Below are 23,288 nucleotides of genomic sequence, written 5' to 3'. Positions count from 1 at the left end.
GTAAAATCCCGTGATATCCGGTAATATTCCGGTGGTGCAATTAAGGTTTCCGGAAGCTTTAAGCCACCGGACGCAGCCCAATACTTCCGCAATGCGGCAACGTCTCGTATTCCACACGTGGCTGCAATGGTGCGGCCCAGATTCAACCGCCGCACGGCCCTCGGGGGCGGGTTCCACCGCGATGGGTGGCCGCGCGATCGGAAAGAAGGGTCCTGGGTCGGCTGGGTTCAGGGTGTTGTTGTGATCAAGCGTCAAACGGCTGGCCAACAGTTGCGTCGTCTGCAGGCTGAGCAGGCGTTCGATTCCCGGACATGGCGCGAGCGGCAGCTTGGCCGCGCGGTTCCGTTCTACGGTTATGCGCTGTTTCAGCTCGGCTGCCCGCCGCTGGCCTCCTTCGTCGCCGCCTTCCTGGGCTGTCTGGTGACGCTGCATCTGAGCGCGGCCGGCTTGTCGCCGCTGATCGCCTCGGCCGCCGCCGCGCTGCTGCTGTGCTCATCTCTGATCCTGACGCGCGCGGTCGATTTGGTGCCGAGCACCTTCTTCTCCTCGGCCTATGGCGGCAGCTTCGTCGGCATGACCCCGGTCGCGCTGTTGAATGCGAGCATCATCCGCTCCGGGCTGCCGCTCGACGCTGCGTTCGTCCTGCTGTCGCTGTTCTGCGGATTGATGTTCTGCCTCGGCTGCGCGATCGACATGTGGCTGCGTGGCGGCCTCGCCCGCGGCTATGGCGGACGGCTGGGCGCACTGGCCGCGGTCGCATCCTTCCTGTTCGTCGGCCTGGCGCCGGTGTTCGGCACCGACGGCGAACTGTTTCCGATCGCCCGTCGCGGCGTGCTGGATCGGGGGCTCCTGACGGCTGCGATCACCTTCGTCCTGAGCACGGTGGGCATGCTGGCGACGATGGCCGCGCTGCGCTGGGCCCCGGTCGCAGGCTCACGGCGTGCGGTGCGCATCTTCGTCGCGGCGACCGTCGCGTTCGCCGGCCTCGTGACGCTGCAGCGGCTCGCGCCGAGCGACGATTTCTATCTCGACGCCTATTATGCGGGATGCTTCGTCGGCATGTCGTCGGAGCGCCGGCTGCGCAACCTGCTGCAAGCCATGGCGGCGGCCGTCGTGCTGACGGCTCTGCTGCTCCTGACCTGTCCGGTCCTGCCGGCGGTCGGCGGCAGCCTCGGCTACGTCGCCTTCGTCTCGGTGCTGTTCGTCGATGCCGCCGTCCGGCTGTTCCTCGAGGCAGGGGAGGCGCTGCGACAGAGCATGGTCGCGGGAATGCGGGGCCTTGTCGCCGCACTCGCCATTCTCGTCGCGCTGCTGTCGACCGAACTGCTCCTCGAGCGTGGTCATGACGACAAGCCCACGGGCACGATCCAGGACGCGAACAATCTGCCTCCCGCACCGGCGATCCCACGCATTCCGTTGCCGGAGACCGGCGCCGATCCGTCGAGTGGGCCCGCCGCATTCGAAGGCGTGCCGGATCTGCCATTGGAAATTCTGCGTCCCGAAGATGCCGCGCGCGGCGCGGCGCGTCGCCTGGGCGAGATCGGCTCCGGTGCGCCGCTGCCGGCAGCGCCCGAGCCGCCCCGCCGCGTCATCCGCTATGGCCAGACCGGGACCGTGCAGCCGGCGCCGGCCAAGCGCAACCAGGTCCGGGTCGTGCCGCAGTCGAGCCCGCGCCAGCGGCTGATTGCCCGCCATGACGCGCCGCCGGCGCAGGAGTGGCGGCCATTTCCGGCGACGGCGGTAGGGCCCTGATGCGCATGGCGGGCTCAATTGATGTTCTCCCCGTCGCGCCGCGCGCGGCCTCATACCGATCATGGGACATCGACCGATCATGACGGAGCTCGATGCAGGCGGAGCGAACGCGCCCCGGGCCGTTGACATGCGGGCGTGGCGCGCGGAGCTGATCAGAGAGTCCCTCGAGATCCGGACGTTGCCGCTCCAGGTCGTGCCGCTGGCGTCCTTCGCCGGGGCCTTTCTCGGCTGTCTCGCGACGCTGTATCTGAGCTGGCTCGGCCTGCCGCCTGCGCTGGCGTCGGCCTCGGCCACGCTGCTGCTCTGTGCAGCGCTGGTCGCGGCGCCGAGTAGCAATCTCGTCCCGACGACGTTCTCGTCGTCCGCCTATGGCGGCAGCTTCTGCGGCATGATGCCGATCGCGATGCTGACCGAGAGCGTTGCGCGCGCCGGATTGCCGGTGACCACGGCGCCGGTGCTTCTGGCGGCATTCTGCGGCCTGATGTTCCTGGCGGTGTGCGCGCTCGAGGTGCGCCTGCGTGCCGTGCTCCTGCGCGGCTATGGCGGACGGTTCGGCGCGCTCGCCGCCGTAGCATCGTTCCTCTTCCTCAGTCTCGTACCGATGCTCGGACCTGACCACGCGCCGGTTCGGCTGGCGGGTCTCGACCGCTTCGACAAGGGCATCGTCGATTCCCTGATCATCTTCCAGCTTTGCCTCACCGGCGCGATCGCGACCATGCTCGCGCTTCGGCTGCCGCGCGTCGCCAGCGCTGGCCGGGCTGCGCGGATCTTCGTCTCGGCCACGGTGGCGTTTGCCGGTCTGCTGATTCTGCAGCAGCTCCGTCCCGACGACATCTGCTTTGCGGATTCCTTTTACGCCGGCTGCTTCATCGGCATGTCATCGCCGCATCGGTTGCGAAGCCTGGTTCAGCCGGTCCTGGCCGCGGCGGTGCTGACGATCGTCCTGGTCAAGGGCGCGGCTAGTCTCCCCAGCGTCGGCGGCAGCATGGGCTTCGTCGCATTCGTGTCCGTCATCGGTGTCGATCTCGCCAGCCGCATGGCCGAGCGCCAGCCGCTGCTCGGCAGAGCCGTTGCCGTTGCGCTGACCATCGCCGGCATGCTGCTGCCGAACGATCTGTTCAACGCAAGACCGGCCGAGGAGACGACGGGCTCGATCGTCGTTCCCGCAGCGACGGCCGCCGCGGCTCCGGCCGCTGCGCTCGAGGCCCCGGCGGTGGAACAGCCCGTGCCGGCCGCCTCCATCCCGGCCCCGGTCGCCCCGATTCCGTCTGCCGAGCCGACGCCGGACGCGGCTGTGGCCGTGGTCCAGCCGTTGCGCAGCAAGCAGCCGCGCCCGCGGCGTCCGAGCGTACCGGCGCTGCCGCAAACGTCGTTCGCTTCAGGGCCGTGGAGCATGATCGGCCCCGGGCAAACGGAGGCGCTGGCCGCCGCACCTCCGGCTGTTCGGCGACCAGCTGCGAAGCGCAGCCAGGTCCGGCGCGCGCCAGATGCGCGGCCGACGCCTGCCACAGCGGCCACGCCGCCGCGCTGACACGCTCAGCCAAACTTTCGCCGCGCGTCGAGCGCGAGTCCCGGGCCGATGCTGCCGAGCCGGTCGGGTCTCGGCGCATCGGCGGCCCCGTGACGGCAGACGGTAAGCCTTTCCGAGGCGATAACCCGCCGTCGCCACACCTTCGCACGCGTTTGGCCATGTTTTGATTTCATCGTGCACCACGCGGTGCTTAGGGGGTCTCGTCCGGCGTCAGGGCGAGATGAGGGGTGCCGGTCGATCCACAGGGGGGTGGTTCGCAGATGCAGCAGGCCTCTGATTGCGCGCCATGGCGAACGGGCCTGCCGGTCCTGTACGTGCCGCGTCCTCAGCCGTGGCGTTTCGGCGTCCCGTTCGCGCTTCTCGCGTCCTTCGCGGGCGCCTGTCTCGGCTGCCTCGCGACGCTGCATCTGAGCGCGTTGGGCCTGCCGCCCGCGCTCGCCTCGGCGGCGGTGACGGTCGTGCTGTGCGCGGGTCTGGTCCTTGCGTCTCCCGATAATCTCGCCGCGACCACTTTCGCCGCCTCGGTTTATGGCGGCAGCTTCAGCGGCATGACGCCGATCGGACAGCTCAGCGACAGCGTCGCTCGCACTGGACTGCCTCAGGAGGCGTCACTCTATCTGCTGTCGATCTTCTGCGGCCTGCTGTTCTGCGGCTTCACCGCGATCGAAATCCGGCGGCGCATCGTGCTGTTCGAGGGCTATGGCGGACGATTGGGCGCGTTGGCTGCGTTCGGATCGCTGCTGTTCGTCACAACCGGGCCATGGCTCGCCGGGCGAGGCGAAACGCTCCGTCTGGCGCACCTCAATCAGTTCGACCAGGAGCTCGACGGCTCGCTGGCGATCCTTGCGGCCTGTCTGCTCGCGACGTTCCTGACGCTCTCCATCCAACGGCTTCCGCAGGTCGCAGACGCGGGGCGGGTCGCCCGCACCTTCCTTTCGGCCACCCTGGCGTTTGCCGGAATGGCGATCATCCAGACGCTTTGGCCCGACCAACGCTGTCTCGTCGACGCCTATTATGCAGGATGTTTTCTCGGCATGTCTTCGCCGCAGCGGCTGTCTGGACGGCTGCAGCCGATCGTGGCCGCGCTAACCCTCACTGTTGTTCTGGTCCAGGCTTCGACGGTTCTGCCGATGGTCGGGGGCAGTCTTGGTCTTGCGGCGTTCATTGCGGTGGCCGGGGTCGACCTGGCTTGGCGGGCGGGTGACGCGCTGCCCGCTCCGGCTCACGCCATGGCGGTCGGGCTCGGCCGGAGCGTGGCCGTCGTCTTGACGGTGGCCGGGTGTCTGCTGCCGAGCCAGATGTTTCACAGGCTGGCCGACGATACGACCGGCGCCTTGATGGAGGCTGCTCCGACGATAGCTCCCGCGGTTGCGGCCTTGCCTGAAGCGCATGTCGTCGACGCAGCTCCGCCGGAAGCCGCGCCGCCTGAGCCGGTCGCTGCTGCAGCCGAACCCGAGCCGGTGCCCGTCGTCGCTGCGCCGGCCGAGCCCGCCGTGACGGACGCCATTTTCCTGGCCGCGCCTCCTGACGTCGCCACCGCGCCGCCGCCGCGTGCCGAGCCGCCGACGCCGCGCGCGCGGCGAACCGGCGCGGGATCGCCGCCGCGTCCGACCAATGCGGGGCCATGGAGCATCATCCGCGCCGCAGAGCCGGGGCGGACCGGGCCGGCTGTTGCGCGACCCGCTCGCGCGAAGCCCGCCATGGTCGTTGACGCGCCCTCGGCCGCGCCGCATCCGGTGACGCGATCCCAGCCGCAGAGCGCGCCGAAGCGGCCCGCGCGGTCGGCCGCGACAGCCTCCCCCGAATGAGCGGCTGCTTCAGCCGAACTTGCGTCGCGCGTCGAGCGCAAGGCCAAGACCGACGCTGCCGAGCAGGTCGGTTTCGGCAACGCGCGCGTCCGGAAACAGCGCCAGCACCGCCTGGCGCAGCGCGGGCACCATGCTCGAGCCGCCGGTGAGGAAGATCGTGTTGATGGAAGCGGCCTCGACACCGGCATCGTCGAGCAAGGTGGTGACGGTGCGAACGACGCGCTCGACGGAATCGGCGATGGCGCGGTCGAAATCCTTGCGCGTGAACTTGATCCGCGCCCAGTCGTCCTTGTGGGACAGCACCGACGTGAGCGACTTCGCGGCCGTCAGCGCGATCTTGGCCTGCTCGACGCCGATCGCGAGCGTATGGCCGCGATGCTCCTCCACCACCTTGATGAAGCGCTCGACCAGGTCGCGCCGCTCGGCCTCATAGCGGATCTGGCGCAGCTCGTGGATGACGCCCTTCTTGTAGAGCTGGTTGATGCGATGCCAGGTGGCGAGCTCGTGATAGTAGGCCGTCGGCAGATTGCGCTTGCCGTCCACCGTCAGGCTGCCATAGCCGAGATGCGGCATCACGCTTTTCAGGCTGAGCAGCCGGTCGAAATCGGTGCCGCCGATATGGATGCCGCCATTGGCGAGGATGTCGTCCTCGCGGTGCGCCTTGCCGCGCCGTTCGGGTGAGACGCGCACGATCGAGAAGTCCGAGGTGCCGCCGCCGATGTCGACGATCAGCACCAGCTCCTCGCTGTTCACCTGCTGCTCGTAGTCGAGCGCGGCCGCGATCGGCTCGTACTGGAACGCGATGTGCCTGAAACCCTGCTCGCGCGCGATTCCCTCGAGCGCGGCCTGCGCCTCGGCATCGGCGGCATCGTCCTTGTCGACGAAGCGCACGGGACGGCCGAGCACGACCTGATCGACGTCGCGGCCGAGTTGCGCCTCGATCTGCGTCTTCAGATGCGCGAAGAAGAAGCCGAGGATGCCGGAGAACGGCACCGCCTTCTGCCTGATATAGGTCTTCTCGTGGATCAGCGCGGTGCCGAGAATGCTCTTCAGCGCGCGCATGAAGCGGCCGTCATGGCCGGTCAGATAACGCTCGACCGCGGCGCGCCCGAACTGCACGCCATGATCCTCGAAATCGAAGAACATCGCGCTCGGCAGGGTGCGCTGCTCGCCCTCCAGCGGGATGAGCTGCGCGGAGGCATGATCGCTGAGGCCGACCGTGGTGTTCGAAGTGCCGAAGTCGATGCCGCAATAGGCCGCTGCCGCCATGCTCGTCTCGTTTTCGTCCGGGGGGCGGTCCGCTTAGCCGTTTCGCACCGCAATGTCATGTGCGAATGTGAGGCATGACGGGCATGACAAATCTGCACATGGCGCGGCTGGCGCTTCACATTGTCATCATTCTCGCCGTCGCAGGCATAGGCCGCCCTGCCGCCGCCGTCGATGCATCCCCTGACCGCCCTGGCGCTTGGTTCGATTGCGGTGAGCCAGGAGTAACCGGCAGCCGTTGCGCAAGCCGCGATGGCAACGGCCGGATGCTTCTGCAGCGCTCCTACCGCGCGCGTCTGCGTTACGACCGGCATGGTCTGGCTGTTGTCCGTCTGGAGGATCCGTCGGGCAGTGGACGAGGTGGATGGTTCTACGCGCGCCGTGACGGATCGATGGCGGAAGTCATGACTTTCGACAACGGGCCGGATGCGTTCGTGAATGGCCGTGCGCGCGCACCCGTCGGTACGAAAATCGGATATGTCGACCGCGCATTGAAGCGCGTGATCTCCGCGAAATATGACGGCGCCTATCCGTTCGAAAACGGCATCGCCGTGGTTTGCATCGGGTGCTCGCTCGTATCCAAAGGTGAGCATAGCTGGTTCGAAGGCGGAACCTGGGGATGCATCGATCCTGACGGGAAGACGGTTGCTCCGTTCAAGGCCCGCGAACGGCCGGTGTTTGCCGATATGTGTCGGCCTTGATAGCTGCCGCAGTTTCGGCGCAGCACAGATAGTAACACCGTCCTCGCTTCCGAGCGCCGGCCTACCGCATCCGCAGGGACTGTGGCGACGGGCGACCTCGCAATTAGTCGCTCCGTCATGCCCGGGCTTGTCCCGGGCATCCACGTCGTTCTCAGGGTGCCGAACGGCGTGGATGGCCGGGACAAGCCCGGCCATGACGGCGTGCAGACAGGCGGGCGCAAAGTCCGATCGTCGATGTGGCGGCCAGGGAGGTTCACTCTCCAGCCTCTCGTCGATCACCCAGCCGGCCTGAACTCCGGACCCTCGAAACGCAATCCAGCCGATCCACGTTCGACTCGATCATGCGCGGCGTGGATCAGCCTGATATCGCCGGCCTCGGCGACGCGCGCGCGGCCGTCGAGCAGGGCGGCGAGGCGGGCGAGCGCCAGCGCCTTGTTGCGGTGCTGCGAGCGGCCGTCGCGGGCGATCGCGGTGAGGCCGCTCGGCAGATGGACGGCGCGCACCGCGCTCTCGGTCTTGTTCTGGTGCTGGCCGCCGGGGCCGCCGGCGCGGAAGCTCTCGAACCGGACGTCGGCCGTGCCCAAGGCCGGCACCTCGTGCGGCAATGGCAGCTCGACGACGCCGACGAACCAGTTCTTGCGGCCGTGATGCGGCCGCAGCGGGCTGCGGCACACCCAGAGCAGCGAGCCTTGCGTCCAGCGCTGCGCGATCGCGTCGGCCTCTGGCCCATCCAGCACGGCGATCGCGCTGGCCGGTCCGTGACGATCCGCATCGCCTTGCGCGATCGCGCAATCGCAATCCGCCGCCTCGGCTTCGTCGGCAAGCCGTTGCAGCGCATGCGCGACCGCGATCCGGCATTCCGCCGGACCGCGTCCCGATGTGAGGAGCAGCCGTCTCATCGGCGGTCCTCCTTGTGCCGCCGCTCGGTCGCGATCTTCTTCACCGTCACCAGAGGCCGGAAGCTCGCAACGACGCGCGCGAGCCCGAAGCTTTCGAGATCGGCAATCACGCCCGATATCGGCTTGTAGGCCTCCGGCGCCTCCTCGGCGAGCAGCGCGCGATCCTCGCAGATCACGCGGCCGCCGAACGGATTGCGCGAAAGCCGCTCGCGATCCGACTTTGTGGCCCCCACGCGGCCGATCATCGACGAGCGATCGAACTTGCGGCCGGCGCCATGCGCGATCGACCACAGCGCTTCCTTCGGCGCCGATGCGAGCGGTGCGACCAGATAGGACAGCGCGCCGCGCGAACCCGGCACGACGACGAGCCCCTGGTCGGACGGCGCCGCGCCTTTCCGGTGCAGCACGCCCTCGCTGCGATGGACCACGCAATTGTGCGAGCATTCGCAGACCGGCTCGGCCTCGCAGCGCAACGCCGATGCCGCACGCCGTGCGATGAGGTCGCGGTTCAGCTTTGCCCAGCGCAGCGCGCGGTCATGCGTCGCCAGATAGGCTTGGCCTTCCTCGCTGCCAGGTGCGAGCGGCTTCAAACCATCCGCGACGTGCCGTTCGAGCAGCGCGTGGCCAAGTCCGCGCGAGCCCGAATGCACCAGCAGGAACGCGCGGTCGCGATCGATGCCGCAAGTTTCATCGAACACCTCCGCCACGGCCTGCAGCTCGCAGAAGTGATTGCCGCCGCCGATCGTGCCGAGCGATGCGTCGAAGTCCGAGGGCGTCAGCTCATGGGCCGCAAGCTCGCCTTCGATGTTGCCGTCATAGGGCTTGGCGATGTCGCGCAGCCGGTCGGCCGCCTTGTCGATGCGGATGCGGCGGGACGCGAGATCGAGCTGATACAGCGCCATGCCGCAGCCGGCATCGGAGCCGACGAAGGCCGGGTGGATGTCGTCGGCGAGAATGGCGCAGCCGACGGGTCCGAACTTGCCGGGATGCAGATCCGGCAGGCCGGCGACCGCGCGCACGCCGGGGATGTCAGCCACCGTTTCGAGCTGGCGCACGGCGGCGCCCTCGATCCAGGAGCTGGACGAGTAATAGCCGTGGACCGGCGCACGGCCGTCCACGCGATGGGAATTGCCCATGTGGGTACCTTGGAGAAAGACAGGGAGATCTGGTCTGGGACTAACAGCGCGCGCAAGCGCACGCAGGCCGACCCACACCCCGCCTCACGCGGGGATCAGGCCCGGCAGCTCCTGGCGGAGCGGATGATCGCAGTCATCGTCGTTCTCCTGTGCGGCGGAGCGGAATGCTCAACGCCGGCGGCTACTAATCACATCGCCGCTGGTTTGACAATGCGCCGAGACGTCCAGAGTTGCGCACTGTGGCTGAAGCGCCACGGCAAGTCATCAACACGCTTAGAACAACGAAAGGAAATCGCCGACGACATAGATGATCGCCACCACGATCAGCACGCCCATCAGCACGAAGGAGAGCTGGACGGCGATCGCACAGCCGCCCAATGTCGTCGCCATCGCGGCGATGCGGCGTTCTTCGCGGTAGAGCTGCGCGATAACCCCGAGGATGATCGCCAGCAGGCCGAGCGACACCGCGGCCACAGGCAGTTGCTGGTGCAGCCGTTCGGTCCAGGAGGTCTCTCGTACGGGCGCCGCGTAGTCGACGCCCTTCAGATGCGCCACCAGCCGCTCCTTGACGCGGCGTCCGACGTCGACGATGACCTTGTCGATCGGCGGCGGCGGATCGATCACCGGCAGCACCCAGGTCGGCAGGACCGCCGCGACCAGCGCAAGAAGCCCGACCACGCAGCCAATCGTGCCGAGCCGGCGTGAGCGAACGATCGTGTCTGTCATGACCAGATGTCTCCGATGTCGTCGTACGGTCACTCTACCCGGTCCCTGCGGGAGGTCGCCGAGATCACGGGAACCACCACTTAACAATCGGCGCATGCCCTTAGTTAGCTATCATTGTCATCTAACCAGCTGATTGAATCAGCCGGTGTAGATGACTGCGCCCTCTCCCCTTGCGGGAGAGGGCATGTAGAACAGTACTACAAGTTCGCTTGGGTGAGGGGTATCTCTCCGCGAGCTGTGCTCGTGGATGCATACCCCTCGCCCAACCGAGTTTGCCGGGCTGTCCTACATGCCCTCTCCCGCAAGGGGAGAGAGCGCTGCATTGCACAGCACGTTCGGTTGCTCGCCCGTGCATCGAGCGCCGGATCATGCGTCGGCAGTCGCAGCCATATGGTTCAATCCATCCGCCCCTTCGCTCACAACAGCCGTCCAGTGAGCCGCTCCGCCTCCCAGCTCTCCAGATATTCGCGCGCGCGCGTGATCCAGCGCACCGGCTCGCTACCCCATTCGCGCGCGCGGCTGGCCTGCTCACCCATCACCCAGAGATGTCGCACGATGACGAAGGCATGCGCGGCCTCGAAATCAGCAGCGGAGATCGGGCGGATTGAGCGGTAGCCGTCGACGAACGCTCTCCACGTCTGAGGCAGCCGGCGGCCGAACGCATGCATTGCCCATAGGAAAACCGCGAGGTCGTAGGCGAGATAGCCGGGGCCGCCATCGTCGAAGTCGAAGAAAACGGCGCAGCCATCATCGTCGATGCGCCCGTTGCGGCCATGGCAATCGCCGTGACAATGCGTCCAGGTCAGGCCGTCGGCCGCCTCGATTCGTGCCGCCGTTCGCGCCGCGATCTCCTGGAACATTGTGCCGTCGCCGACGCCGAGAAGGCGACACAGGTCCTGGACGCGCTGCAACGGTCGACGCAGCAGATGGTCGAGATCCAGACGATAGAGCGGCGCTTCGGCGCGATGCGTGGACGCTGCGTCGTGCAGCCTGGCGAGCGTGACGCCCGTGGCGCGTGCATCGATCGGGCAGGCCGGGTCGGGGGGGCGGCCGTCGAGCGCGTGAAACAACACGCCTTCGCGCGTACCATCCGCCGCCTGGCCGCGGACGAAGAGCGGGCCGTCGCGCGTCGCCATCGCCGCGGCCACCGGCACGCCGCAGCGCGCCAGATGCGCAAGAAAGTCGGTCTCGGTGCGGACGTCGGCCGGGCCGCGGGCGCGGTGATGCGACAGGCGAAACACGTAGCGGTCGCCGGTTGCGGCCGTGACCAGATAAATGTCGTTGAAGCCGCGATTCATCATTCGGCACGCCAGCGGCTCCGGCAGCACGTAGTGTGTCGCAACGAAGCGGCCGATGCTCTCGGCGCTGGTCGTCGTGTAGAGCGGCTCGAGATCGGGCACGGCGCCTGTTCCGGATTGTTGGGGGCGGCGGCATCATAGGGTGCTGCGGAGAGTCGTGGAAGGTGGCGGGCGCGCGTGCAATCATGTCGTGCTCGCGTGTGCAGGTTGTGCCGGACTGCCCGTCGGCCAAATCAGTCGGCGCTGCACGCCTGCTCGCCTGAGCTTGTCCAGTGCTTCCGCCAAAAATAAATCAGTTTCGAATTTTCGGAATCCATGCTTATCTCCCTTCCATCCCGTCCTCATGCAGAGGGACGTACGCGTCGTCACGATACGGAGAGGCGGGGAGTGGTGGCCGCGGGCCTGTCAGGCGCTGATGCGCAGGACGAATGGCAGCTCGCGGACGGTCAAGCCGTGTGGTCCTGGCGCCCCGAAGCTGGCGTCAAGTTCGTAACGTTCGTGCGGTGACAATCGTGCGTCGTTGCCGATGACGGGGGCAAACAAGCCGGTCCCCGGGGAGAGCGCGGAGCAGCCGTTCCAACCATCGCGCAGGGAAGGCCGGGTCGTTTCCGGCTGGTCCTGTGGTTCCTGCCCCGTGCATTTTCTCCGCACGGGGGCCACGGGCCTCAGCCGAGGCTCGGTCTTCCCTGCACCCTCTCGATGGCCGAGAGGGGCGACGATCGGCACAGCTCGGGCAGATCATGTCGCGAGATCATCATTCCATGTCTCGATCAATTGTGGATGATCACCGGGCTCGACGAGCCTCGCATCCGGCGCGCGCGGCTCTGAGAGTTGCGAGAGCGCGGTGGCGGCGGAATGCCGCGGCTGCGATCGCGAGAAGATCGGTTGAGCGAGATCAACGGGCTCATGGCCCGCGCCTATAGTCCAAGTCGACGGGCTCGCGTCGTGGTGAAGGATGGAAGTCGCAGTGCCGCAACAATCGATCGTGTCTCCGGCTGGGCTGCAGCGACGGCTCGGGTTGCCGTTGCTGGTGCTCTACGGCACCGGCGTCACCGTCGGCGCCGGAATCTACGTCCTGATCGGGGCGGTCGCGGGGCATGCCGGTGCCTATGCGCCGTGGGCGTTCGCGTTGGCCGCCTTCGTGATGGCGTTCACCGCGGCGTCCTACGCTGAGCTTGCCACGCGCTACCCCGTCAGCGCCGGCGAGGCGGCCTATGTGCGCGCGGCGTTCGAGTCGCGGCTGCTGTCGACGTTGGTCGGCGCGCTGCGGCTCGCGACGGGCATCGTCGCGGCGGCCGCGGTCACGCTCGGCGGTGCCGGCTACATCAAACAGCTGATCGATTGGCCTGCGCCGTGGATCGCGATCTCCATGGTCGTCGCACTTGGTGCCGTCGCGTCGTGGGGCATCCTCGAATCGGTGCTGCTCGCGGGCGTCCTGACCGTGATCGAGACCGGCGGGCTGGTGTGGATCGTCGTCTCCGCCGTTCACTCCGGCGTGTCGTTCGGCCCCGCGCTGCTCGGGCCGCCGCCCCCCGATCTCTCGATTCTCTCGGGCATCAGCTTCGCCGGCCTGCTCGCATTCTTCGCCTTCGTCGGCTTCGAGGACCTCGCCAATGTCGTGGAGGAGGCCAAGAACCCAAGGCGCAGCATTCCCTGGGCGATGGCGCTGACACTGCTGATCACCACCGTGCTGTACGTGCTGATTGCGGCGATCGCGGTCAGCGCCGTGCCGCCGGCCGTCCTGGCCGCCTCTCCGGCGCCGCTCAGCCTGGTGTTCAACGCCGTGGCTCACATCAGCCCGTCGACCTTCAGCGCGATCGCGATCGTCTCGACGCTCAACACCATCCTTGCGCAGATGACGATGACGGCGCGCGTCGTCTACGGCATGGCCGAGCAGGGCGACCTGCCGCGCATCCTGGGGCGCGTCCACCCGCGGACCGGGACGCCGCTGCTTGCGACCGGGCTCGTCGTGCTCGCGGTCGGCGCGCTTGCGTTGAGCTTTCCGCTGGAACGGCTGGCCGAAGGAACCTCGCTCGTGACCCTGACGATCTTCGCCGTCGTCAATCTCTGTCTGCTGCGGATCCGGCTTCGGCGCAGCGGTTCGGAGGCAGGCCAGCTCCGCGTGCCCTTATGGGTCCCCGCGCTCGGCCTCATGACGTGTCTGCTGATGATCGTCAGCGCATTCGTTGCGCCGTGAACGGAGCTTGCAGGACCAGCTCAACCGATGCGTCGACTTTCCTCACGATCACCGCGATCAGCCCGTTGCGCCGACAGCGCGCGCGCTGAACGCCTGCGAGCGGCGCGTCGGCGCCGATCAGAGCGATGCCGATGCCGCAGCTCCTGAGCGCCAGTCCCGGACTCCTCGGCATCATCGTTGCGCTCGGCATCGGCCTGCTGATCGGCCTCGAGCGTGAGCGTCGCAAGGGCGAGGGGCCGGACCGCGCGCCGGCTGGCCTGCGGACCTTCGCTGCGGCGTCGCTCGCGGGCGCGATCGGCATGTTCATCGGCGGCAAGCTGCTGCTGGCCGTCGTGACCGCGGGCGTGATGGTCCTCACCGCGGTCGCCTATCTGCGCTCGCGCAGCGAAGATCCCGGGCTGACCACCGAGATGGCGCTGATCCTGACCGTCCTGCTCGGCGGCCTCGCGACCGAGCAGGCGGCGCTGGCGGCAGGGATTGCCGTCGTTCTTGCGGTGCTGCTCGCTGCGCGGCCGGCACTGCATGGCTTCGTCCGCGCGGTGCTCAGCGAGAGCGAGCTGAAGGATGGTCTGATCTTCGCCGCCGCCACGCTCGTCGTGCTGCCGCTGCTCCCCGATCAGCCGATTGGTCCGTTCGGTGCGCTCAAGCTGCGCGCCATCTGGACATTGGTGGTGCTGATGATGGCGATCGGCGCCACCGGCCATGTCGCGATGCGCCTGCTCGGCGCCCGCGGAGGGCTGGCCGTATCCGGCTTCGCCTCGGGCTTCGTCTCCAGCACGGCAACGATCGGCGCGATGGGCGCGCGAGCGCGCAAGGCGCCGGAGCTTGCAGGCGCCGCGGCCGCCGGCGCGACGCTATCGACCCTCGCCACCATCGTTCAGCTCGGTGCGGTGCTGGCCGCAACGAGCCTGTCGGGTTTCTATGCTCTCCTGGGCCCGCTGCTCTGCGCCGGTGCGGCAGCCGCGATCTATGGGGCGATCTTCACGGTGGCCGGGCTGCGGCCGACCGGCGCTGCCGATCTGCCGCTCGGACGCGCCTTCAGCCTCAAGGGTGCCTTGCTGCTGGCGGTGACGATCTCCGCGGTGCTTGTGCTCTCCGCCGGGCTGCGCGAGGCGTTCGGCGAGACCGGCCTGGTGTTGAGCGCCGTCGTCGCGGGCCTGGCGGACACGCATGCGCCAGCGGCGGCCGCAGCCGCGCTCGTGGCGTCCGGCAAGATCGGCGCTGCCGACGCCGTGGCGCCGGTGCTCGCGGCGCTGTCGGCGAACACCATCAGCAAGATCGTGGTCGCCTGGACGAGCGGCGGATCGTCATTCGCTTTGCGCTTGATCCCGGGACTGGTGCTCGTCATCGCCGCCGCATGGGCGGGAGCATTCGGCGCGGATCTCGTGCATCACATGCTTCAGTAGTGGGGACGGTAACAGACCACGGCGATGAAGTTGATTACACTGAGATTGGAATGGCTACGCGCTACGCGCTGCGCGGCAGCGGCAGCGGCGCGATCGCCGCGGCCGTCGCGTTGCGATGCTGGACCAGCCAGGCGATCGCGTCGTCCTCCTTCATCGGCTTGCCGTACAGCCAGCCCTGGCCGTAGGAGCAGCCGAGCATGCGCAGGCACTCCGCATCCGCCTCGCGCTCGACGCCTTCCGCGATGATGCGATGGCCGAGCGGCAGCGCCACCGCGGCGATGGCGGCGACGAGCTGCTGATCCATGCGGTTGGCGGCGATGCCGTCGATGAACGAGCGGTCGATCTTGATGGTGTCGATCTCGACCGCCATCAGGTTGGTGATCGAGGAATGACCGACGCCGAAATCGTCGATCGCGAGCGCAAAGCCATATTGGTCGATCAGCTTGAGCTCGTCGGCGCAGCGCTTCGGATCGAACATCGCCTCCTCGGTGACCTCGATCTCGATCCGCTTGGGATCGACGCCGTAGCGCTCGGTGACCAGCTTCAGCGTCTGCGCCGGCGAGTGGATCGGGAATTCGCGCGGCGAGACATTGATCGAGACGCGGATGGCGTGCGCCTTCTTGCGGTCGAGCGCGCGCAGGAAGGCGCAGACGCGCTCGCCGACGAACTCGGTGAGCTGGCCGGCCACGCGCAGCCGGATCGCGGCGGAGACGATGTCCGGCGGCGGAATGAGGCCGGCGGTCGGATGCTTCCAGCGCAGCAGCGCCTCGAAGCCGATGACCTCCTGGGTCGCCATCGCGACCTGCGGCTGGAATTCGACATGGAGCTCGCGGCGCGCCAGCGCGGCCGGCAGTTCGGCATCGAGACGACGCTGCAGCGTGAGCGCGCACTGCATCTGTGCATCGAAGACACGCATGCAGGCGCGGCCGTCATCCTTGGCGCGGTAGAGCGCCGCATCGGCGCGGGCCGACAGCTCCTCGATGTCGATCGGACTGCCGACATGGGTCGCGATGCCGATCGAGCAGCTCACGCCCAGCGGCTGGCCGGCGATCATCATCGGGCGCAGCAGCGCCTGCATCAGGCGCTCGCCGAGCGCCACCGACCGATCGGCGGCGTCCTCGCCCTGCAGTACCACGATGAACTCGTCGCCGCCGAGGCGAACCGGCAGATCGCTGTCGCTGCAGGCCGTCCGCAGCAGCATCGCCACGGCCTGCAGCACGCGGTCACCGGCGTCGTGACCGCGGGTGTCGTTGATGATCTTGAAGTTGTCGACGTCGAACAACAAGAACGCCACCCCACGCCCCTCGGAGCAGGCGGTGCTGGCGACGCTACGGAAATGGCTGCGGTTGGCGAGCCCGGTCAGCGAATCCGTCCGCACCAGACGCTCGAGCGTCTGGTTGGCGATGGCGAGCGAATCCGCAAGCTCGGTCGCCGCAATCGTGGTGCTCTGGCCGGCGATGAAGTTGCGCTCGCCGAGCCGGGCGGCGCGGAACAGCATGACGGTCAGGAACGCGATGTCGGCGGCAACGACGTAGCCGACGTCGCCGCCGGACAGCAGCATGCGCAGGATCGTCGCACCCATCAGCGGCGCCCCGAACGCGATCGCCATCGGCGAGTAGGCGAGGCTCTGGATGATGGAGCCGGTCGTGGCGCCGGCCATGATGAAGACGATGTCGTTGACGTTGTGCGCGTGGGTGAAGGCCGGCAGGCCAAGCGGCACCACCGACCACAGCACTCCGCTGGCGAGCGCCATGGTGGTCAGCGTGCGCAGCACGCGTTGCGCATCTTGCTCGATCTTGCCGGAGGATTTCAGGCGCGAGACCCATGCGGCGCGCAGCGTGGCGAAGGCCACGGCCGCAGCCAGCCACCACAGGATCAGCGTGCTGCCCTCGCGCAGGTAGATCAGCAGCGCCAGCGAGATAGCGATCGCGACGTTCGCGAACAGCGTCAGGAAGATGTTCTGCAGCGAGCTCGCCGCCTGGGCTTTCGCGAGCGCCGCCGCCTTGGGGTCGGTCAGAGCGGTCTGCATACGCGGAACGAAGGGCCCTGCTGGATCAATGACGAAAACGGGCTGTGCTGGAGGCGGCCCGCGCGGCAACGCCAGAGCATGCTGAAGGGGGACCTAAGGTGGGGTTAATCCGTCAGATAATACCGCTCATCGACGGTGCTCGCATGCCGCGCGGGAGAAGGCAGGGGCAACCCGGCGTATGGGGTCGTCCTGGGGGCGCCGATCTCCGCACAGCCACGACATGCAGCTGCAACGTGTTCCGCGTCAGCCCGTCACGGCACGTCGTGGCCGAGTGCGGCCGTGTAAAGCTCGAACCAGGCCTGGCGGTCGAGATCGACCCGCAGCGCCGCACAGGCCTTCTCGATCCGCGCCGGATCGTTGGTTCCGAGAATCGGCACGAGCCGGGCCGGATGCCGCAGCAGCCAGGCGATCGCGATTGCGCTGACGTCGACGTCGTGGTCGGCCGCGAGACGCGCGAGCAATTTGCGCAGCCGCTCCGGTGCAGCCGCAACGAGGTTGCCGCCGCCGAGCGGCGACCAGGCCATCACCGGCAGCCGGCGCTCCTGCAGGAAGGCGAGATCGCCATTCGTGAAGCATCCCGTGCACGTCAGGCTGATCTCGATCTGGTTCGTCACCAGGAGCCGGCTCATCGCGGACTGGAGCAGCGTGAAGTCCCAGGGCCTGAAGTTGGAGACGCCGACCGACCTGACCTTGCCGGAAGCGACGAGATCGTCGAGCGCGCGCCCGGTCTCCTCAGGATCGATCATCGGGTCGGGACGGTGGATCAGCAGCAGGTCGATGCGGTCGGTCGCCATCGCGCGCAGCGAGGCGTGCACGCTCTCGGCGATGTGGGCGGCCGTGGTGTCGTAGTGCTTGATCCGCGCCGCCGCGTGACGTCCGACCGGCGCGACGATGCCGCATTTGGTGACGATCTCGACGCGGTCGCGCAGCTGAGGCGCGGCGCGCAAGGCGGCGCCCAGCACGGATTCGGCGGTGTAGCCGCCATAGATGTCGGCCTGGTCGATGGTGGTGATCCCGCAGGCGAGCGCGGTCTCGATCTTGCGCTGGACCCGCGCCGGCGAGGTGTCCGCATCATCGCAGACGCGCCACATGCCGTAGACGATGCGGCTGATGTCGAGATCGTCGGCGAGCCTCAAGCGGGTCATCATCGGCGTGGTCCGTTTCCGAGCGGTGTCGGCGGTGTCTGGGCGGGCACCCGGCCATATGCGTGCGGCAGCGAACAGGTCTTCATCTGCGGCAGCACCTTGCGGCCGAAATGCTCGGCCTCGTCCAGATGCGGATAGCCGGACAGGATGAAGGCGCGAATGCCCATGCGGCGGTAATCCTCGAGCGCCGACAGGACCTGGTCGGCCGATCCGACCAGCGCCGCGCCGCAGCCGGAACGCGCCCGCCCGATGCCGGTCCACAGATGGCGCTCGGCATAGCCGAACTTGTCGGCGAGTTCGCGCGTCCGCTGCTGGTAGGAGACCCCGAGCGATTGGCTGTCATGCGCGCGCTCGCGGATCAGGCGGCCATATTCGTCGTCGAGGCGGGAGACGAGATGCTCGGCATAGTCGCGGGCCTCGGCCTCGGTGTCGCGTACGATCACGTGCACGCGCAGGCCGTAGTCCAGCGTCCGCCCGTGCGCCTGCGCCCGCGCGTGCACCGCGCGCATCCGCTCCGCGAGCTGCTCCCTGGTCTCCGGCCACATCAGGTAGACGTCGCACTGCGCGCCGCAGAGTTCGAGCGCGTCCGGCGAATAGCCGCCGAAATAGAGCAGCGGGCCGCCGTTCTGCTGATAGGGCTTGGCCGGCGCGGTGCTGACATTGCTGAAGCGGTAGATCTCGCCATCGAAATCGATCGTGTCGCGGGTCCAGGCCTGGCGGAGAATGGCGACCACCTCGTGGCTGCGCCGGTAGCGAAAGGAGCTGTCGGCGACCTCGCCCGGGAAGTCGGAGCTGATCACGTTCAGCGTCAGGCGGCCCTTCAGCATGTGGTCGAGCGTGGCGATGGTTCGCGCCAGCATGATCGGCTGCATCTCGCCGCAGCGGATCGCGGCCAGGAAATTGATGTTTTGCGTCAGGGGGGCACAGCCGGCGACGAAGCTCAGCGTGTCCTGCCCGACCTGATAGGACGAGGGGCAGAGAATGTTGCGGAAGCCGAGCGCCTCGGCGCGGCCGACGATCGCCGAGCAGTGCTCCCAGCTTGACCGCAGGCTGCCGTCGGGTATGCCTAGCAGGGCATAATCGTCGGAGCACAGCGCCGAGAACCACGACACCTCGACCGAGTCGAGCCCGTCGGACGTTATCGGAACCACGCTCATTGCCTGCACTTCTCGCTGGATGCCGCCGGGTCGCATAGCATCGATCCCCAAGTAGATCAATCATGCATCAATTCCAGCGCCACGGACGCAACGCCGATGAAGGCTCCCAGATGAAGGCTCCGATGGGAAGCCTGCCGCTCCACATGCAGGTCACCGAATTCCTGGTCCGCGAGCTGGCCGCCGGGCGCCTGGTCGAGGGCGAGAAGCTGGCGCCCGAGCGGGAGATGGCCGACGCGCTCGGGATTGCCGTCGGCACGCTGCGCAAGGCGTTGGCGGAGCTGCAGGCGCGCGGGCACCTGGAGCGCATCCAGGGATCGGGCAACTACATCCGCGCCGGTTCACCCCAGAACAGCATCTATTCGATGTTCAGGCTCGAACTGGCGAGCGGCGGCGGCGGGCTCCCCACCGCGCGGGTGCTCGAGCTGAAGAGGCTGCGCAAGCCTCGCCATCTGCCGCCGTTCGGCAGCGCCGACCACGCCCACCGCATCCGCCGCCTGCGTGCGATCTCCGGCCGGCCCGCCGCGCTCGAGGAGATCTGGCTCGACGGCTCCTGCGCCGAACGCCTCTCCAAGGCTGATCTTCTGGAATCGCTGTATCTCTTCTATCGCACGCGCCTCAACCTCTTCATCGAAACCGCGGAGGACCGCATCGGCCTCGGTGAGGTGCCGGACTGGGCGCCGAAGGACTTCGCGCTGCGGCCGGGCAGCCCGGTCCCCCATATTGTGCGGCTCAGCCGGGCGGCTGACCGCAGTATCCCCGAGGTGTCGCAGACCTGGTTCGACCCCGCGGTCGCTGTCTACGTTTCGCGCCTCCGGTGACAAATTCTTCCAAACTGGCCGCATCGGACGAAATTGCTTCATCATTGATTTCTCTTGGTCGGATGGTAAGAATCCTGCGCGCAAGACTGCAAATGACGGCAGCATATGGCGGCGGCGAGCCGCCCGATCGGGGGGAAGCGTGGCATCCGTGAGCCTGCGGAAGCTGGAGAAGAGCTATGGCTCTCAGATCGTCGTCCACGGCATCGACCTCGAGATCGCAGATGGTGAGTTCATCGTGCTCGTCGGCCCGTCCGGCTGCGGCAAATCGACCACGCTGCGGATGATCGCAGGCCTGGAACCGATCTCGGCCGGCGAGGTCCGGATCGACGACGAGGTGATGAACCGCCTGCCTCCCCGTGCGCGCGATGTCGCGATGGTGTTCCAGGACTACGCGCTCTATCCGCACAAGACCGTTCGCGAGAACCTCGCCTTCACGCTGCGGGTCCGCGGCGTGGCAGCCGAGGACGCGCGCAACCGGATCGAGGGTGTCGCCGAGCTGCTCGGCCTCTCCGAGGTGCTCGAGCGCCGGCCGGCGCAACTGTCGGGTGGCCAGCGCCAGCGCGTCGCGATGGGCCGCGCGCTGGTCCGTCGTCCGCGCGTGTTCCTGTTCGACGAGCCGCTCTCCAACCTCGATGCGCAGCTGCGGGCCGAGGTGCGCACCGAAATCAAACGGCTGCACCAGCAGATCCGCACCACCATCGTCTATGTGACGCACGACCAGGTGGAGGCGATGACGCTCGCCGACCGCATCGTCATCATGCGGGGCGGCGTGATCGAGCAGATCGGCACGCCGGACGAGATCTACAACCGGCCGCGCAATGCCTTCGTCGCCGGCTTCATCGGTTCGCCGCCGATGAACTTCGTGACCGTGCGGATCGAGAACGGCAGCCTGACGTTCGGCAACGGCGCCGCGCTGCCGCTCGCCGCCCTGCCACTCGCCTCCGCGCAGGCGCTGGAGGGACGGACGCTGCTGTTCGGCGTCCGCCCGGAACATCTGGGATTGCCGGGCGCGCCCTTCGCGCTGCCGGTCGACGTGCAGGTCGTCGAGCCGCTCGGATCGGACACGCTGGTGCACTGTGACATCGGCGGACAGCGGCTGACGGCCCGGCTCGTGCCGGACATGCGGCCGGGCAGTGGAGAACGCTTCAACATCGGCATCGATCCTTTGAAGGTCTATCTGTTCGATGCGGATAGCGGGCAGATCATCAACTGATCGGCACGGTGGCCTCGGGCCGCCGACGGTCTCGAAAGAGGACAGGGAGGTCCCCATGAAACTGAAACTACTTGCTGCCGCCTTGCTGGCAGCCGCCCTGCAGGGCGCTTCACCGCCGGCGTCGGCCGATACGTCGCTGCGGATCTTCATCTCGACCCAGCAGCAGCCGCAGGTCTGGCGCAAGGTGTTCGACCAGTACGAGGCGAAGAACCCGGGCGTCACCATCGCCATCGAATCTGGCGGCGCGACCTCGGAGCTCCAGGCGCAGTACCTGAACACGGTGATGTCGGCCAAGGACCCGAGCCTCGATATCCTGGCGCTCGACGTGATCCGGCCGGCGCAATATGCCGCCGCGAACTGGACCGTGCCGCTCGACAATGTCGACATGACGAAATATCTCGCCGCCTATGTCGACGCCAACACGGTGGACGGCAAGGTGGTGGCGCTGCCGGCCTTCGCCGACGCCATGTTCCTCTATTACCGCAAGGACCTGCTCGACAAATACGCTATCGCGCCGCCGAAGACGTGGGACGAACTCGCGGCTGCGGCGAAGAAGATCACCGAGGGCGAGAAGAACCCGAACCTGCAGGGCCTGTCGTTCCAGGGCAAAGCGATAGAGGGCGCGGTCTGCACCTTCCTGCTGCCCTATTGGAGCCAGGGCAAGACGCTGGTCAGCAACGGCCGGCTGACCTTCGACCGCGACGCGGCGGTCAAGTCGCTGAAGCTGTGGAAGGACCTCGTCGACCAGGGCGTCGCCAAGAAGAACATCTCCGAGGTCGCGACCGACGACACGCGCAAGGAGTTCCAGGCCGGCAACGTCGCCTTCGCGGTCAACTGGGCCTATGCCTGGGCGCTGTTCCAGGGCGCCGAATCCGCAGTGGCCGGCAAGGTCGGCGTCGCCCGCCTGCCGGCGCTCGGCGGCGGTGAACAGACCAGTTGCCTCGGCGGCTGGGAGTTCGGCGTCTCCGCCTACTCGACCCACAAGGACGAGGCGCGCAAGCTCGTCAGCTATCTCGCCAGCCAGGACGTGTCATCCTTCATGGCGATCAACGGCTCGCTGCTGCCGACCGTCGCGGCCTCCTACCGCGATCCGGAGGTACTGAAGGCGGTGCCGTGGTTCGGCGAGGCCCTGACCGTCGTGCAGACCGCCAAGGCGCGGCCGGTCACCGCACGCTACAACGAGGTCAGCGACGCGATCCGCACCACGGTCAACTCGGTGCTGTCAGGCGTGATCACGCCGGAGGACGGCGCCAGCCAGATCGAGGGCCGGCTCAAGCGTATCCTGCGCTGATGCCGCAAGGCCCCGCTCCCGATGGGCTGCGCGACCGCGCCTGGTCGCGCTGGCTCGATCCCGACGACCGGACGCTGGCGGTGCTGCTGCTGACCCCGGCGGCGCTGCTGCTCGTCGTCATCATCGCCTATCCGGTCGCGCGGCTGTTCTACACCAGCCTCTTCAGCCTCTCCTTGACCTCGGGCCTTCCGGCAAGGTTCGTCGGCCTGGAGAACTACACGCTGGTGATGGAGGATCCGGTGTTCTGGGAGACCACCTGGAACACGCTGCTGATCACGCTGATAACCGTTCCCGGCGCGCTGCTGGCGGGCCTTGCGCTGGCGCTGCTCGCCAACCTGCCTTTCCGCACGAAGTGGCCGGTCCGCCTGGCTCTGCTCGTGCCCTGGGCGCTGCCGCTCGCCTTCGCCGGGCTGATCTTCGCCTGGTTCTTTCATTCCGAATACGGCATCGTCAACGACGTGCTGCGGCGCCTCGGCATCCCGGGCATCATCTGGTTCAATTCGCCGACCTGGGCATTCGCGGCGATCTGCCTGACCATCATCTGGAAGACCTCCTCGTTCATGGCGCTCCTGATCCTCGCGGGGCTGCAGACCATTCCGCGCTCGCTCTATGAGGCGGCCGATGTCGACGGCGCCGGCCGGCTGCGCCAGTTCTTCGAGATCACGCTGCCGTTGCTCAAGCCCTCGATCGTGGTCGCGCTGATCTTCCGCACCATCACCTCGCTGCAGACCTTCGACATCCCCTACACCATGACCGGCGGCGGGCCCGGCACCTCAACCGCGACGCTGGCGATGTACATCCACCAGAACACGGTCTCCTTTCTCGATCTCGGCTACGGCTCGGCGCTCGCGGTGGTGATGTTCGCGATCTCGATGGCCGTTTCTGCGGTCTATCTGCGCGTGATCCGGAGCTAGC

Annotated in this window: 18 protein-coding genes; 10 read left to right on the top strand and 8 right to left on the bottom strand. The window is 67.7% G+C overall.

Translation table 11 applies throughout. The features are described from left to right. Window positions 1-240 precede the first annotated feature (240 nt). The 3 genes from ACQR1I_RS34610 to ACQR1I_RS34600 all read left to right on the top strand — a co-directional run bounded on the left by ACQR1I_RS34610 (window position 241) and on the right by ACQR1I_RS34600 (window position 5,091). On the top strand, window positions 241-1,752 hold the full coding sequence (locus ACQR1I_RS34610) for a hypothetical protein (protein WP_434870743.1): 1,512 nt from the start codon (window positions 241-243) through the stop codon (window positions 1,750-1,752). Between the two features lie 178 nt (window positions 1,753-1,930). Beyond that, on the top strand, window positions 1,931-3,283 hold the full coding sequence (locus ACQR1I_RS34605; protein WP_434870744.1) for a hypothetical protein: 1,353 nt from the start codon (window positions 1,931-1,933) through the stop codon (window positions 3,281-3,283). Window positions 3,284-3,543: 260 nt separating this feature from the next. Then, window positions 3,544-5,091 carry a hypothetical protein gene (locus ACQR1I_RS34600; protein ID WP_434870745.1) on the top strand — a complete coding sequence of 516 codons (1,548 nt, stop codon included), beginning with the start codon at window positions 3,544-3,546 and terminating at the stop codon, window positions 5,089-5,091. A gap of 9 nt (window positions 5,092-5,100) precedes the next feature. Here ACQR1I_RS34600 and ACQR1I_RS34595 read toward each other — a convergent pair whose 3' ends face one another. After that, complete coding sequence (locus ACQR1I_RS34595) at window positions 5,101-6,360, bottom strand: Hsp70 family protein (protein WP_434870746.1); 1,260 nt, start codon at window positions 6,358-6,360, stop codon at window positions 5,101-5,103. Window positions 6,361-6,443: 83 nt separating this feature from the next. Between ACQR1I_RS34595 and ACQR1I_RS34590 the strand changes: the two genes are divergently transcribed. Continuing rightward, window positions 6,444-7,058: a WG repeat-containing protein gene (locus ACQR1I_RS34590; RefSeq protein ID WP_434888876.1), complete on the top strand. Its 615-nt coding sequence runs from the start codon at window positions 6,444-6,446 to the stop codon at window positions 7,056-7,058. A gap of 275 nt (window positions 7,059-7,333) precedes the next feature. Here the strand turns inward: ACQR1I_RS34590 and prfH are convergent, their stop codons facing one another. From prfH to ACQR1I_RS34570, 4 genes are all read right to left on the bottom strand, one after another. Continuing rightward, window positions 7,334-7,957 carry a peptide chain release factor H gene (gene prfH, locus ACQR1I_RS34585; protein WP_434870748.1) on the bottom strand — a complete coding sequence of 208 codons (624 nt, stop codon included), beginning with the start codon at window positions 7,955-7,957 and terminating at the stop codon, window positions 7,334-7,336. Next, on the bottom strand, window positions 7,954-9,093 hold the full coding sequence (locus ACQR1I_RS34580) for an RNA ligase RtcB family protein (protein WP_434870749.1): 1,140 nt from the start codon (window positions 9,091-9,093) through the stop codon (window positions 7,954-7,956). Before ACQR1I_RS34580 ends, prfH begins: the two co-directional genes overlap by 4 nt. A 273-nt stretch (window positions 9,094-9,366) precedes the next feature. Continuing rightward, window positions 9,367-9,819: a hypothetical protein gene (locus ACQR1I_RS34575; RefSeq protein ID WP_434870750.1), complete on the bottom strand. Its 453-nt coding sequence runs from the start codon at window positions 9,817-9,819 to the stop codon at window positions 9,367-9,369. A 416-nt stretch (window positions 9,820-10,235) separates the two neighbouring features. Then, on the bottom strand, window positions 10,236-11,219 hold the full coding sequence (locus tag ACQR1I_RS34570; protein ID WP_434870751.1) for a phosphotransferase enzyme family protein: 984 nt from the start codon (window positions 11,217-11,219) through the stop codon (window positions 10,236-10,238). A gap of 853 nt (window positions 11,220-12,072) precedes the next feature. On the opposite strand from ACQR1I_RS34570, the gene ACQR1I_RS34565 reads away from it, so the two are divergent. Together ACQR1I_RS34565 and ACQR1I_RS34560 are read left to right on the top strand one after the other, a co-directional pair. Further along, the gene (locus ACQR1I_RS34565; protein ID WP_434870752.1) at window positions 12,073-13,314 is read left to right on the top strand and encodes an APC family permease; all 1,242 of its coding nucleotides are present in this window, start codon (window positions 12,073-12,075) and stop codon (window positions 13,312-13,314) included. 131 nt (window positions 13,315-13,445) lie between these two features. Then, the gene (locus ACQR1I_RS34560) at window positions 13,446-14,720 is read left to right on the top strand and encodes an MgtC/SapB family protein (protein WP_434870753.1); all 1,275 of its coding nucleotides are present in this window, start codon (window positions 13,446-13,448) and stop codon (window positions 14,718-14,720) included. A gap of 61 nt (window positions 14,721-14,781) precedes the next feature. Here ACQR1I_RS34560 and ACQR1I_RS34555 read toward each other — a convergent pair whose 3' ends face one another. From ACQR1I_RS34555 to ACQR1I_RS34545, 3 genes are all read right to left on the bottom strand, one after another. Then, window positions 14,782-16,749, bottom strand: a complete 1,968-nt coding sequence (locus ACQR1I_RS34555) for a putative bifunctional diguanylate cyclase/phosphodiesterase (RefSeq protein ID WP_434870754.1) — start codon at window positions 16,747-16,749, stop codon at window positions 14,782-14,784. A 251-nt stretch (window positions 16,750-17,000) separates the two neighbouring features. After that, window positions 17,001-17,894, bottom strand: a complete 894-nt coding sequence (locus ACQR1I_RS34550; RefSeq protein ID WP_434870826.1) for an aldo/keto reductase — start codon at window positions 17,892-17,894, stop codon at window positions 17,001-17,003. Continuing rightward, window positions 17,894-19,051, bottom strand: coding sequence for an LLM class flavin-dependent oxidoreductase (locus ACQR1I_RS34545; RefSeq protein ID WP_434870755.1), 1,158 nt, complete (start codon window positions 19,049-19,051; stop codon window positions 17,894-17,896). Before ACQR1I_RS34545 ends, ACQR1I_RS34550 begins: the two co-directional genes overlap by 1 nt. Before the next feature lie 110 nt (window positions 19,052-19,161). On the opposite strand from ACQR1I_RS34545, the gene ACQR1I_RS34540 reads away from it, so the two are divergent. From ACQR1I_RS34540 to ACQR1I_RS34525, 4 genes are all read left to right on the top strand, one after another. Next, complete coding sequence (locus ACQR1I_RS34540) at window positions 19,162-19,869, top strand: GntR family transcriptional regulator (protein WP_434870827.1); 708 nt, start codon at window positions 19,162-19,164, stop codon at window positions 19,867-19,869. A gap of 139 nt (window positions 19,870-20,008) precedes the next feature. Next, window positions 20,009-21,082 carry an ABC transporter ATP-binding protein gene (locus ACQR1I_RS34535; protein WP_434870756.1) on the top strand — a complete coding sequence of 358 codons (1,074 nt, stop codon included), beginning with the start codon at window positions 20,009-20,011 and terminating at the stop codon, window positions 21,080-21,082. 55 nt (window positions 21,083-21,137) lie between these two features. Then, the gene (locus ACQR1I_RS34530) at window positions 21,138-22,373 is read left to right on the top strand and encodes an ABC transporter substrate-binding protein (RefSeq protein ID WP_434870757.1); all 1,236 of its coding nucleotides are present in this window, start codon (window positions 21,138-21,140) and stop codon (window positions 22,371-22,373) included. After that, complete coding sequence (locus ACQR1I_RS34525; RefSeq protein WP_434870758.1) at window positions 22,373-23,287, top strand: carbohydrate ABC transporter permease; 915 nt, start codon at window positions 22,373-22,375, stop codon at window positions 23,285-23,287. Before ACQR1I_RS34530 ends, ACQR1I_RS34525 begins: the two co-directional genes overlap by 1 nt. Window position 23,288 lies beyond the last annotated feature (1 nt).

The sequence above is a fragment of the Bradyrhizobium sp. HKCCYLS2038 genome (assembly GCF_051167655.1).
Taxonomy (GTDB): Bacteria; Pseudomonadota; Alphaproteobacteria; order Rhizobiales; family Xanthobacteraceae; genus Bradyrhizobium.
The sequence above is the reverse complement of the archived record's forward strand: the minus strand, read 5'-3'. Positions and strand labels throughout refer to the sequence as shown.